Consider the following 12,861-nt stretch of genomic DNA (forward strand, 5'->3'; position numbering starts at 1 on the left):
AATGACAACCATCGACTTTGATTTTTTAGAAAAGAATTTTTATTATTTTCGTTTAGAGGATCATCCAAAGAAAATTTATTCTGTTATCCTTGCAGACTTTGAAAATAGAATAAGCATCGATGAATTTTTTAATATCTATGGTCGTAAATTAAAGGCTAATAACCCAGATGTAGTTGCTACTTACTTTTGCAGTGCATATGGTTGGTTATTGTCCGGTTTTCACTACATACTTTCATTTTCTGACACTAGCCTTAACCTATCTCTATCAAATATTGAGTTACAAGTTTATTATGATGAAGAACATAATTATTGTGGAATTTGTTTTCGGTTATTAGATACCCACGGAGTATTTGTATCAGACAGACACGGTGCGTTAGAAGAGTTGTATTCTAATCATGTCGTCCCTTTACTCAATCTATTTCATCAAGCAACAAATGTAAGAATAAAAGATCTCTATGGGCAACTAGCAAACGGTTTATATCATGGCCACGATAAAAGCTTAGCGATTGCCCTCTCTTCGGAAGAAATAAAGAAAGTAGAAGTAGATTTCAGTTTTGTAACAAAAGAGCTAAAACCATCAATCTTCAATCTAACGAAAAATCCACTAGATATAAATTTCAGGATGATTGATAGCCCTTATGAAGATGATAAATTGATTCGCATGCGACCATCCTGCTGTTTGTATTACCAAACAGAAGGTGCGACTGCGAAGTGTTATAGCTGTCCAAGAATGAGTGACGAAGAAAGAGTAGAAATGAAAAAAGGTATGCAAAAACTGTAATAACCAAAAAACCTTACTGCCTAATGCAGTAAGGTTTTCCTTAGGAGTGATATAAGTATTTGAACAGTTTTGTTTTTCTAATATTCAATTCCATTCATTTTCAGGTGAGCACGGAAGATCTCCATCATAGAAGGGATTTCTTGATCGGTAGGCCACGAATCGCTTCTCCATATATCTGATTCTTTAAACGCTTTAGGGCAATGAATAAAACATTCCTCAACGTCAACACCGATGCCAAGAATTGGCGCTTTCCCCTTCAAACTCATTTGTTTTAATATTGCTTCATCTTTAATAATCGTAGCTTTACCATTCACACGTAATACTTCGTCGAACCCTGGTATAAGAAATAGTAAACCAACGTGAGGATTTGCAAGAATGTTTAAAATTGAATCAAGCCGCTTGTTGCCAGGACGATCTGGGATGACTAATTGCTGATCATTTAGGATATAGATGGAACCAGGTTTGTCTCCTCTTGGTGACACATCACAGTTACCAGCTGCATCTGATGTCGCAAGAAAGAGAAGTGGTGATGCTGCGATAAACCTTTTGGCTGTTTCATCGATGATTGTAACGGTTTTGTTTGCAACTAATTCATGAGGGCTACCGATGAGTTCTCTTAGCTCTTCTTCTGAAGTGATCGCATTATCTCTGAAATTTACTGTCTTCATTTGACCATCCTCGCTTCTCGTTATTCGTTGTACATTAACTTACCATAATCGTTGTATGAAGACTAGTAAAAAAATTAAGTAGTGAACAAAAAGTGACGATTGATAAAAAACTGTTGACGGAAAGGGAGTCAGGATTTATAGTACATATATACGATATTGATAATCATTATCATTATCAATCACTAATCCAAAACGAGGTGGGAAATATGGGAAGGCTTTATACCAATCAATTAAATATAGGATATGGTGAAAGTTTGATTGTTAAAGAGTTGAGTGTTGAAATACCTGATAAGAAAATAACAACCATTATTGGATCCAATGGGTGCGGGAAATCGACACTTCTAAAAGCAATCACTCGAATTATTACCCATCAATCGGGAGAAGTGGTTCTAGACGGAAAGAACATTTCAAAAGAGAGCACCAAGCTCCTCGCAAAAAAAATGGCCATTCTACCGCAAACACCAGAAAGTGCAAGTGGATTAACGGTTGGTGAGTTAGTATCGTACGGTCGCTTTCCTTATCAAAAAGGGTTCGGTCGTTTATCAAAAAAAGATTATGAAGTGATTGATTGGGCACTCGAAGTTACAGGAACCATCGACTTTAAGTATCGTCCAGTAGATGCCTTGTCAGGAGGCCAACGTCAACGGGTCTGGATTGCAATGGCTCTTGCCCAGGAAACAGAAATTATTTTTTTAGATGAGCCGACAACATATTTAGATATGGCGCACCAGCTTGAGGTGTTAGAGCTTTTGCAAAACTTGAATAGAGAGCAAGGTCGTACAATCGTTATGGTACTACACGACTTGAATCAAGCCGCTCGCTTTGCAGATTATATTATTGCCTTAAAAGCAGGCCAAATTGTGAAAGCCGGAAACTGCGAAGAAGTGATCAACCATCATGTCCTGAAAAAAGTATTCAATATTGATGCAGAAATCGGAAGAGATCCGAGAACGAATAAACCAATGTGTATCACCTACAACCTACTAAGAGGAGAAATGACAGATGAAAAAATTATTAATTCCGTTTATGCTCGTACTGGTACTGCTTATTAGTGCTTGCGGAAACAATGCAGAAACGAACACAGAAGTAACAGAACCTGAGGCAACGGAAGTAGCGGCAGAGGTTGAAACAAACAAAGAAACGATTACTTACCAATCTGAAAATGGGCCAATTGAGGTACCAGCTAATCCTGAGCGAGTAATTGTCCTTGCTACATTTGCAGGAAATGTATTGGCATTAGATGTTAATGTTGTTGGGGTTGATCCTTGGTCAAAAATGAACCCACGCTATGACTTAGCGAATGTAGAAGAAGTAACAGATGAGAGTTTAGAAAAGATTATCGAACTAGATCCAGATTTAATTATTGGACTATCTTATGCCAATAATGTAGATAAATTAAGTGAAATCGCTCCTACTGTAACATTCACTTACGGAGCATTAGGCTACTTAGAGCAGCATTTAGAAATCGGGAAGCTGTTAAACAAAGAAGCAGAAGCACAAGCATGGATCGATGATTTTAAATCACGTGCACAAGCAGCGGGCGAAGAAATCAAAGCAAAAATCGGTGAAGACGCAACCGTGACTGTTGTTGAAAACTTTGACAAAGAGTTGTATGTTTTCGGAGATAACTGGGCTCGTGGTACTGAAATCTTATACCAAGAAATGAACATAAAAATGCCTGAAAAGGTTAAAGAGTTGGCTTTAGAACAAGGATATTATGCATTGTCGTTTGAAGTGTTACCAGAGGTTGCAGGTGATTACATTATTTTCAGTAAGAATTCAGACTCTGATACTTCGTTCCAAGAAACTGAAACATACAAAAATATCCCTGCTGTACAAAATAATCAAGTCTTTGAAGTAAACGCGAAAGAATTTTATTTTAATGATCCGATAACATTAGAATTTCAATTAGAGTTCTTCATTAATAATTTTCTGAAAAATTAATTTCATAATACCTTGAGGGTGATCCGGGAAACATATCAATCTTAGATAATATACGCTCCAATAAAAATGGACTTATGTTGTTTCTAGAAAAGATATGTTTCCCTTTGAACACCCTCTTTCCTTATTCTACTAAAGAAAAGATGATAACAGATGACGAAACAAACCCAACATTCCGTACCATTTATTTTTAAACTACTTTTGGGAATACTTGTGTTCATTGCTATGTTTTTGTAGCTCTTGTTTTTGGGGCGGCTAACATTACAGTCAAGGATGTATGGTTAGCAGTAGCAACGAATATGACAAATGATCAGATCTTAATCATCCGCGAAATTCGCTTGCCACGTGAGGTTGGAGCAATTTTTGTAGGAGCAGCTCTTGCCGTTTCAGGTGCAATTATGCAAGGAATGACAAGAAATCCTCTTGCTGACCCGGGATTGTTTGGGTTGACTGCGGGAGCAAATGCAAGTCTAGCCATAGCGATTGCTTTTATACCTGCCTTAAACTACTTCGGTATCATGATTGCATGCTTTATCGGTGCAGCGGTGGGAGCGATTATGGTGTTTGGAATTGCTGCGATGAAAAAAGGCGGTTTTTCTCCGTTTCGAATTGTCTTGGCTGGAGCAGCAGTTTCTGCTTTTTTATATGCAATCGCACAAGGCATAGGAATTTATTTTAAGATCTCAAAAGATGTTTCAATGTGGACGGCTGGAGGATTGATTGGGACAACGTGGATCCAACTTCAAGTCATTATTCCGTTTGTTCTTATTGGAATTTTTATTGCTCTTTTTCTATCAAGACAACTTACTATCCTTAGTCTAAATGAAGAAGTTGCAGTTGGACTTGGGCAAAACATAAACCGCATTAAAGCAATTCTTTTATTGTAATCATTTTACTGACAGGTGCTTCAGTTTCCCTTGTCGGTAATATGGCATTTATCGGCTTAATGGTGCCTCATATTGTCCGTGCCTTTGTTGGAACGGATTATCGATATATCATCCCAATGTCTGCCATTATTGGCGCAACGTTTATGTTGTTAGCGGATACAATTGGACGGGTAATTAATGCACCTTATGAAACTTCTGTTGTGGCAATTGTAGCAATCATGGGACTACCATTTTTCCTATTTATTGTCCGTAAAGGAGGTAGGGAATTCTCATGATGATTCACCCAGACATTCTAAAAAAACAACGAATTATTTTCGTGATCTTAGTTGTGATGATCCTTCTAACAGTTGTGGTAGGGATGGCATCGGGGTACTCGTCGTTATCCTATCAAAGACTCATACCGACTTTATTAGGGCAGGGAACTTTTAAAGAAGAGTTTGTTTTGTTTTCAGTTCGTTTGCCAAGAATTGTCATTACCTTATTAGCAGGGATGGCTCTAGCCCTATCCGGAGCTATCTTGCAAGGAGTTACCCGAAATGATTTAGCAGACCCTGGGATTATCGGTATTAACTCGGGAGCAGGTGTCGCGATTGCTGTATTCTTTTTATTTGCACCACTAAAAGTAGGTTCTTTTGTTTTCCTACTTCCAGTTGTAGCCTTTATCGGTGCATTTGTCACAGCGACGCTTATTTATTTGCTAGCCTATGATAAGAAAGTTGGGCTTCAGCCGATTCGCTTAGTGCTCATTGGCGTCGGCTTTTCAATGGCCTTATCAGGAGTGATGATCGTCTTAATTTCATCTGCTGACCGTTTTAAAGTAGAGTTTATCGCGAAATGGCTTGCAGGTAATATTTGGGGTTCTGATTGGCCATTTATTTGGGCACTTTTACCATGGCTTGTGATCCTGATTCCATTCACATTGTACAAAGCAAATCGCCTAAATCTACTTGGACTTAGCGAGCCAATAGCAGTGGGAGTTGGGGTCTCAATAGAAAAAGAACGGATTGTTTTATTGCTAACGGCAGTGGCCTTAGCTGCATCAGCTGTATCAGTTACAGGGGGAATTGCTTTTATTGGACTTATGGCACCACATATGGCAAAAGCCTTAGTGGGTCCGAGAAACCAATTGTTTTTGCCAATTGCGATTTTACTAGGAGGTTCGCTATTATTATTTGCTGACACCATAGGTCGGAATTTGGTTGAACCAGAAGGAATAGCTGCAGGTATTATGGTTGCGCTCATCGGTGGCCCTTATTTCATGTATTTATTGTTGAAAAAATAGGTGTGGAGTTCCTTAACAAGTTTTCGTATCACAAAAAAATGCATCCACCTTTGCCACTACTAGTGAAGTGACAACAGATAACCACCAATTGCAAATTTCCTTTAGGGTACCTATACGAACCGGAAACGACACACGCTAGTTGTGTCGTTTTTAATTTTTACAGTCTTTGTAAAATGAAATACGTCCCGAGTCTCCCTAGTAAAACAGTCTCATAAAAGTGAAATGCGTCCCGTGCCCTTCTAGTAAATGGTAAAAGCAGTTACATAAAAGCGAAATGCGTCCCACGTCCTCCTATTAAATGGTAAAAACGGTCTCGTAAAAATGAAATACGACCCAGGTTCTCCTATTAAATGGTAAAAACAGTCTCATAAAAATGAAATACGACCCTCATCCTCCTAGTAAATGGTAAAAGTAGTTACATAAAAGCGAAATGCGTCCCACGTCCTCCTATTAAATGGTAAAAACGGTCTCGTAAAAATGAAATACGACCCAGGTTCTCCTATTAAATGGTAAAAACAGTCTCATAAAAATGAAATACGACCCTCATCCTCCTAGTAAATGGTAAAAACAGTCTCATAAAAATGAAATACGACCCTCATCCTCCTAGTAAATGGTAAAAGCAGTCTCATAAAAATGAAATACGACCCGCACCCTCCTAGTAAATGGTAAAAACAGTCTTATAAAAATGAAATACGATCCTCGCCCTCCTAGTAAATGGTAAAAACAGTCTCATAAAAATGAAATACGACCCTCATCCTCCTGGTAAATGGTAAAAACAGTCTCATAAAAATGAAATACGACCCTCGCCCTCCTAGTAAATGGTAAAAACAGTCTTATAAAAATGAAATACGACCCTCATCCTCCTAGTAAATGGTAAAAGTAGTCTCGTAAAAATGAAATACGTCCCGCGACCTCCTAGTAAATGGTAAAAACAGTCTCGTAAAAGCGAAATGCTTTGTTTTCGCAAAGTTTGTTGCTTTCGTAAAAATACTAAGGTTTCACAACTTATTAAGTAAGTAGTGCTCTTGTCTTACTAAATATAGTGAGTGATATCTTCATCTTAGGAATTTTTCTATTATTTCACGTTAAAAAAGCCTTTATGAAAGAAAATATGGTATATAGATTAATTCAGGAATAAAATAGGTAAGTAGACTGCTGTAATTATGAGGGGGGATTTTATGGCAGATGAAGCGCTAGCTCGTGGTACTTCCGAGACATTCTCTGAGAATAAAGTTGTTCTCATCTGGAGTTTCACTGTGTGGCTTGTCGTAATGAATACAACCATGTTTAATATTGCCTTACCAAATGTACTCCTTGACCTTTCTTTAACATCAGCTACCGCAGCTTGGGTCGTCTCGGGGTATTCCATCGTTTTTGCGATTGCGACATTAACCTATAGTCGTCTATCTGATTTCATTCCGATTTCCCGTTTGCTGCTGATTGGATTAATCATTTTAGGGGTAGCTTCTGTCATCGGCTTTTTCGCTACCCAATTTTATGCTTTGTTATTTGCTCGTATTCTTCAAGCTGCTGGAGCAGGGGCTGTTCCGGGGCTAGCGATGGTACTCGCAGGTCGTTATATCCCGATCACTAGGCGGGGAAGGGCAATGGCCTATATTGCTTCAGCGGCTTCGTTAGGTTTTGGGCTTGGTCCTGTGATTGGTGGAGCAATCACTCAATACTTAGGCTGGAATTATCTTTTTGTTGTTACAGGCTTCGTTTTTTTCTTGCTTCCTATATTTATGAAGCTCTTGCCAAAAGAGGTGGTTAAAGCTGGTAAGTTTGATTTAGTCGGGAGTATCCTTACTGGGTTATGTGTAACAGGCTTGTTACTATTTCTTTCGTCATTTTCAGTAGTATTGTTAATCCTTACGCTTGTCGTAGCGCTTCTTTTATGGCGCCATATCCACCTTCGTGACCAGCCGTTTATTCAACCGAGATTACTAAAAAATAAGCAATATCGAAAGTTGCTTTATATTGGTTTTATTGGATTTGTTATTCATTTTTCAACGCTATTTTTACTGCCAATTATCCTAACTCTCGTGTTTCAGAAAGAACCAGCTGCAGTTGGAATGATCATTTTTCCAGGCGCAATTTTATCGGCAATTGCTGCCCAATTCATCGGACGCTTTATCGATCGCTTTGGAAATATTCCATTAATTATCTTTGGTCAAACCTTGTTTGTGATTGCTACGGTTCTATTTACTTTGACAGCATCAATCGCACCGATTTTCATCCTTTTTACCTATATGTTTATGAGTACAGGTTTTTCAGCGCTGACCTCAAGTATCTCCAATGAATATACAAGAATTTTAGCCGTTGAAGAGATTGGTTCGGGCATTGGGATGGCACAATTAATTCAATTTTTTGGTGGAGCGTTCGGAGTGACGATGACTGGAATATTATTAACCTGGTTCTCTTCAGAAGTTGGCTACCAAAATAGCTTTTTCGTTTTAGTTGCACTTAGTTTAAGCTCAATATGTGTATTTGTTTTTTATTTTAAAAATAGAGTTACATAAGGAAAGACACGGAGATTGATGTATCTCCGTGCCTTTTACTATCTTACATTATAAAATTCAACTCGTGGCCTAATCCCGCTATAGTTCTCAACTACCACGAAGGTAACATCGGCAATTTCGTCTTTATTGACAGCGACCACAAATGTTCTAGGTGTAGCATCGTCTGTACAAGCATTGCCTTTAGAATTATTCTTGAGATTGAAAATTAAATCTGTTTTTTCGGTGTTGATTTCAACAAAATCCAAACCATAAGGACAGGATCCAGATTCAAAAACGCCTAAAAATATCGCTACTTTATCGTTCCAATCCAATTCCGTTGGGGTTCCTTGTAACTGATAAAAAGTCCACTGCTCGTTGAATTCCTCTTGGTTTGTAACTTTGTTAACCAAAACACCTTGGTTAGCAAGCTCGTAAAAGTCTACTGGTAGAACTTTCTCCGTTATAAGAAGTTCACTGGAAATTTTATTTTCAGGACCACTACATCCAATCAATAGACCTCCGAAAACCAATAAAGTGCAAAATAATAACGATATTTTTAGTTTCATATATAGTCCTCCTCAAAAATTCTTTGGGTAAAATTATTACAATTTTTTTAGCAACAACCTTTATTAATACAGACGACTTTTTCTAATAAAGGGTTTCACTTTCTAAAAAAACAAAGGAATATAGTAAATAAAATTCAATGACATTTTAAAAATGATCGTATAAAGTGTTACTAGAATTATTATATCTTTTTGGAATAGGAGGTAACAACATGGCAAGGATTATTAATGAAGTTCAAACTCAACATAAAGTTGTTGCGATTACGTTTGATGACGGACCTAACCCATTGTATACTTCACAGGTTCTAGAGATTTTTGCGGAAGTTTCTGGGAAAGCTACGTTCTATATGATTGGTAATCAAATGACTAAATACCCTGAGATCGTCGAAGCGGCAATTGAGCAAGGCCATGAAATCGGAAATCATACATACACACACCCAAAGCTAACAGATCTGAATTCTAGTGATCATGTCAATGAGATCAAACTTTCAGATAAAATCACGAAAGAAATGACTGGGCAAAGTCCGACGACATTTCGTCCGCCTTATTTTGATTATAATAATGAAACACATTCAATATGTGAAAACTTAGGCTATCGCATGATAGGTGCGTGTAACCTTGATGCTATGGATTGGGAGCAACCAGGCGTGGAACATATCCTCTCAAAGTCACGCGAGCAGATAAAAAAAGGAAGTATCCTAATCTTTCATGATGGATTTGGTGACCGTTCACAAACCATCGAGGCAGTACGACTACTAGTTAAGGAACTTCACAGTCAGGGATATAAACTTGTAACTGTAAGTGAGTTATTGCGGTTAGCAGAAGAAAGGATGAATTAATATGAAGCTTGAAAAAGGGCAAAAACTATTGTTTATCGGAGATTCAATTACGGATTGTGATCGGGGGAAACCTGAAGGTGAAGGATTGTTTGGCGCACTAGGAAAAGGATATGTGTCATTCGTTGATGCACTCTTGCAATCTGTTTACCCTGAACTAGGGATCAGAGTCGTCAATAAAGGGATAAGCGGCAACACTGTAAGGAAACTAAAGGATCGATGGCAAGCAGATGTAATCGAGCAAAACCCAGACTGGTTAGTAATTATGATTGGTATTAACGATGTTTGGCGCCAATACGATACACCTTTCATAAAAGACTGGCATGTGTATATAGAAGAATATGAGGAGACTCTAGAGAAGTTAATTCAGGAAACGAAGCCCAAGGTGAAAGGCCTAGTGCTAATGACTCCTTATTACTTAGAAAGCAATGAGCAGGATGCCATGCGCCAAACCATGGATCAATATGGTGAAGTTGTAAAACAGTTAGCTGAAAAATATGACTGCATCTTTATCGATACGCAAGCGGCTTTTAATGTTGTGCTAAAGGATCTCTATTCATCGACACTAGCATGGGATCGTGTGCACCCCACAGCAACTGGACATATGGTCCTTGCTCGAGCCTTCTTGCGTGAGATCGGCTTTGATTGGGACCGGTAATGAGATTGAGGAAATGCTTGGACTGAGGTCCAAGCATGTTTTTTTTAAGTAATCGGATGCGGTTCCTAAGACGATTGTATTAGACTGGGTTTTTCAGTAATTAGGGGGATTGGGCGCGTAGAACGAATCTAGGTAGTAGATTTACAATAATTCAGGAGAGTGGGTCACATAGAACGAGTCTACGTGACTTGACTACGATACCTCTATTTAATGTATATATTTCGTGAGTTATCGTCGGAATGACGGTTGTTACTCGTTGAATGTCAGCCTGCAGATCATGCGTTGCTCTAACTACACCAGAATAGTCATAACTAGCTACATAGATTGGTGCAGCTTCGTTGTTATGGGCAAGCTTGAAATTTTCGCTTGTTAACGTATGTTCAATATAATTAACCCCAAACATTTTATCCGCCCCTTTAAAGTTATGGAATAAGAACGCTTTTATTAAACGAGATCTAGAGTGTGATACAACCGTTCTGCACAAAGGTCTTCATTTTATACAGTATGTTATATAGTTCTTTAAGTTTTCCTGCACATTGTACTTTGATATACGAAAAAATAGACTCAAGCAAAAAAACTTTAATTTTTTCGAAATCGCCTTTAGTTCTTCTAATGTCCAAGTCAACAGGGAAGGGTATAATTTATGTTTGATGCTGTCTAAAAAGTTAAATGTTAGTATCTCCTGATTAGTAAAAGGCTGTTTACGCAAAGTTTGTTGCTTTCGTAAAAATCCCAAAGGCCGGATTTTTACACAAAAATACTAAGATCTCACAACTTATTTAGTAAGTAGTGCTCTTTTCTTACTCAATTTATTGAGTGATATCTTCATCTAAGCAATTTCCCCCAATTATTTTACGTTAAAAAGCCACAATGTTTACGAAAAGAGCCTGATAAAAATACACCATTTTATATAAAAAGGGAGTTGAGATTTTGGACATTCAAGTCAATCAAGTAGGTTATCCTAGTAGCCAAAAGAAAGTAGCGATTATTAACGAGTTTCAAGGAGCCTTTGAAATTGTTGATGATGAGAATGGGTCTGTCGTTTATTGTGGAGAAACGGGAGAGTTGACACTGGACAATGCTAGTGGTTCTTCAGTAAGCCACGCTGATTTTTCTCTCTTAAAAAGACCAGGACAATACCGAGTGAGAGCTAACGAATTTGTTTCTGCTAGTTTTTTGGTAACTGAGCAACCCTACGATGAGCTTCAACAAAGTTTACTGAAAGCGTTTTATTTTTACCGTTGTGGGAGTGATTTACCAGAAAAATATGCGGGAAGTTGGAGCCATAAGGCATGTCATACAATTCCTGCAATTGTCTATACTGACCAAAATAGAATAATAGATTGTAGTGGCGGCTGGCATGATGCTGGTGATTACGGTAAGTATGTCGTCCCAGCAGCAAAGGCGGTTGCCGATTTGTTATTGGCGTATGAATTCTATCCGCATGCATTTAGTAGAGCTTTGCCTATTCCTGAAACAGACAATTGTATTCCTGATATTCTTCATGAATGTCGGTATGAGCTAACCTGGTTATTAAAAATGCAAGATCCTCTCACAGGTGGGGTCTTTCATAAGGTCACAACCAAAGAGTTTCCTAGTTTAGATGTCATGCCAGAAAATGATCTTGGTGATTTATATCTGTCACCGATATCTGCAACGGCAACAGGTTGTTTTGTAGCGGTAATGTCAATAGCCGCTCGTATCTACAAAAATATTGATAAGGTTCTTTCTGAGCAATGTCTTTTTGCAGCAAAACGAGGGTGGGACTGGCTTCAAATACACAAAGAGGTTAGCGGTTATAAAAATCCAGATGACATTCTAACAGGGGAGTATGGAGACGACGAAGATCAGGATGAACGATATTGGGCAGCTGCTGAGCTTTATCGAACAACAGGTCACGATAGGTATCAGCAGGCATTTCTTTTATTGGTAGAGGCTGACTTTCCAAAGTATGAACTTGGGTGGGCAAATGTCGGTGGTTATGGAACGATAGCTTATCTTTTAAATGGCGAAGAAAAAGGGAATAGTAAGGTTTATAGTGAATTGCTAGAGGGATTACGAATACAAGCAGACAAACTAGTTGAGAAAAGTACTGATAATGGTTATCTCATCTCACTCTCAGAGACCGAGTACATTTGGGGAAGTAATATGGTAGTCCTGAACCATGGGATGCTTTTACTCATTGCTCACTTTTTTCATAATAATGAAAGATATGCTGAATGTGCCTTAAATCATCTACATTACTTATTAGGTCGAAATGTCCTAAATGTTAGTTATGTCACGGGACATGGGACGAATCAAGTTTTACATCCTCATCATCGGCCATCTGTTGGTGATGGTGTTATTGAGCCGGTAGCGGGGCTTGTCTTAGGAGGTCCTAACCGAGGTCTAGAGGATGATTGTGCAAAGACGAATCTGGCTGGGCGATCACCTGCTTGTTGTTATATCGATCACGTAGATAGCTATTCTACAAATGAAGTGACCATTTATTGGAATTCGCCAGCTGTATTTGTGGTCTCATACTGGACGAACCTGTCATATAACGAGTTAGAAAGGAATAATTAAATGTATCAAAACCGCTTTTTAATGATAATATTTTTAGTATTTTGGATCTATGTATTGCGACTTTACTTTTTTGAGGTAGAACATTCCCTAATCCACTTTTTGTTAGGACTAACGATTTTCGGAGTGTTACTATATCGGTATCGGACAATTGTTAAGGAACCGCGAAAGAAAACTCAGGCTAC

Annotated in this window: 11 protein-coding genes and 1 pseudogene; 9 read left to right on the forward strand and 3 right to left on the reverse strand. The window is 38.3% G+C overall.

Going from position 1 to position 12,861, the window contains the following annotated elements; translation table 11 throughout:
• The first annotated feature begins 1 nt into the window (after position 1).
• The gene (locus H1D32_RS04715; RefSeq protein WP_261177048.1) at positions 2–781 is read left to right on the forward strand and encodes a (2Fe-2S)-binding protein; all 780 of its coding nucleotides are present in this window, start codon (positions 2–4) and stop codon (positions 779–781) included.
• Between the two features lie 77 nt (positions 782–858).
• On the opposite strand, the gene H1D32_RS04720 is transcribed toward H1D32_RS04715, so the two are convergent.
• Positions 859–1,449, reverse strand: a complete 591-nt coding sequence (locus H1D32_RS04720; protein WP_261177049.1) for an MSMEG_1061 family FMN-dependent PPOX-type flavoprotein — start codon at positions 1,447–1,449, stop codon at positions 859–861.
• 206 nt (positions 1,450–1,655) lie between these two features.
• Between H1D32_RS04720 and H1D32_RS04725 the strand changes: the two genes are divergently transcribed.
• The 5 genes and pseudogenes from H1D32_RS04725 (at position 1,656) to H1D32_RS04745 (ending at position 8,078) form a co-directional block, all read left to right on the forward strand.
• Complete coding sequence (locus H1D32_RS04725; RefSeq protein WP_261177050.1) at positions 1,656–2,501, forward strand: ABC transporter ATP-binding protein; 846 nt, start codon at positions 1,656–1,658, stop codon at positions 2,499–2,501.
• Positions 2,452–3,393: an iron-hydroxamate ABC transporter substrate-binding protein gene (locus H1D32_RS04730; protein ID WP_261177051.1), complete on the forward strand. Its 942-nt coding sequence runs from the start codon at positions 2,452–2,454 to the stop codon at positions 3,391–3,393. Before H1D32_RS04725 ends, H1D32_RS04730 begins: the two co-directional genes overlap by 50 nt.
• Before the next feature lie 140 nt (positions 3,394–3,533).
• Positions 3,534–4,552 (forward strand): annotated as a pseudogene (locus tag H1D32_RS04735) (FecCD family ABC transporter permease).
• Complete coding sequence (locus H1D32_RS04740) at positions 4,552–5,559, forward strand: FecCD family ABC transporter permease (protein ID WP_261177597.1); 1,008 nt, start codon at positions 4,552–4,554, stop codon at positions 5,557–5,559. Before H1D32_RS04735 ends, H1D32_RS04740 begins: the two are co-directional and overlap by 1 nt.
• Before the next feature lie 1,178 nt (positions 5,560–6,737).
• On the forward strand, positions 6,738–8,078 hold the full coding sequence (locus H1D32_RS04745) for an MFS transporter (RefSeq protein WP_261177052.1): 1,341 nt from the start codon (positions 6,738–6,740) through the stop codon (positions 8,076–8,078).
• Between the two features lie 38 nt (positions 8,079–8,116).
• Here H1D32_RS04745 and H1D32_RS04750 read toward each other — a convergent pair whose 3' ends face one another.
• Positions 8,117–8,623 (reverse strand): hypothetical protein, encoded by a 507-nt coding sequence (locus tag H1D32_RS04750; RefSeq protein WP_261177053.1) that lies wholly within the window; start codon positions 8,621–8,623, stop codon positions 8,117–8,119.
• A 209-nt stretch (positions 8,624–8,832) separates the two neighbouring features.
• Here H1D32_RS04750 and H1D32_RS04755 point away from each other — a divergent pair, with 209 nt between their 5' ends.
• Both H1D32_RS04755 and H1D32_RS04760 read left to right on the forward strand, forming a co-directional pair.
• Positions 8,833–9,459, forward strand: a complete 627-nt coding sequence (locus H1D32_RS04755) for a polysaccharide deacetylase family protein (protein WP_261177054.1) — start codon at positions 8,833–8,835, stop codon at positions 9,457–9,459.
• A 1-nt stretch (position 9,460) separates the two neighbouring features.
• Positions 9,461–10,114, forward strand: coding sequence for an SGNH/GDSL hydrolase family protein (locus H1D32_RS04760; RefSeq protein ID WP_261177055.1), 654 nt, complete (start codon positions 9,461–9,463; stop codon positions 10,112–10,114).
• A gap of 151 nt (positions 10,115–10,265) precedes the next feature.
• Here the strand turns inward: H1D32_RS04760 and H1D32_RS04765 are convergent, their stop codons facing one another.
• Positions 10,266–10,517, reverse strand: a complete 252-nt coding sequence (locus H1D32_RS04765; protein ID WP_261177056.1) for a hypothetical protein — start codon at positions 10,515–10,517, stop codon at positions 10,266–10,268.
• Between the two features lie 527 nt (positions 10,518–11,044).
• Between H1D32_RS04765 and H1D32_RS04770 the strand changes: the two genes are divergently transcribed.
• Complete coding sequence (locus H1D32_RS04770) at positions 11,045–12,679, forward strand: glycoside hydrolase family 9 protein (protein ID WP_261177057.1); 1,635 nt, start codon at positions 11,045–11,047, stop codon at positions 12,677–12,679.
• Positions 12,680–12,861: the final 182 nt, after the last annotated feature.

The organism is Anaerobacillus sp. CMMVII (genome assembly GCF_025377685.1).
GTDB lineage: Bacteria > Bacillota > Bacilli > Bacillales > Anaerobacillaceae > Anaerobacillus.

Bases quoted from the DNA above. Each gene is read 5' to 3' on its own strand.
- H1D32_RS04715 (WP_261177048.1), top strand. From the start codon at position 2: ATGACAACCATCGACTTTGATTTTTTAGAAAAGAATTTTTATTATTTT.
- H1D32_RS04720 (WP_261177049.1), bottom strand. From the start codon at position 1,449: ATGAAGACAGTAAATTTCAGAGATAATGCGATCACTTCAGAAGAAGAG.
- H1D32_RS04725 (WP_261177050.1), top strand. From the start codon at position 1,656: ATGGGAAGGCTTTATACCAATCAATTAAATATAGGATATGGTGAAAGT.
- H1D32_RS04730 (WP_261177051.1), top strand. From the start codon at position 2,452: ATGAAAAAATTATTAATTCCGTTTATGCTCGTACTGGTACTGCTTATT.
- H1D32_RS04740 (WP_261177597.1), top strand. From the start codon at position 4,552: ATGATTCACCCAGACATTCTAAAAAAACAACGAATTATTTTCGTGATC.
- H1D32_RS04745 (WP_261177052.1), top strand. From the start codon at position 6,738: ATGGCAGATGAAGCGCTAGCTCGTGGTACTTCCGAGACATTCTCTGAG.
- H1D32_RS04750 (WP_261177053.1), bottom strand. From the start codon at position 8,623: ATGAAACTAAAAATATCGTTATTATTTTGCACTTTATTGGTTTTCGGA.
- H1D32_RS04755 (WP_261177054.1), top strand. From the start codon at position 8,833: ATGGCAAGGATTATTAATGAAGTTCAAACTCAACATAAAGTTGTTGCG.
- H1D32_RS04760 (WP_261177055.1), top strand. From the start codon at position 9,461: ATGAAGCTTGAAAAAGGGCAAAAACTATTGTTTATCGGAGATTCAATT.
- H1D32_RS04765 (WP_261177056.1), bottom strand. From the start codon at position 10,517: ATGTTTGGGGTTAATTATATTGAACATACGTTAACAAGCGAAAATTTC.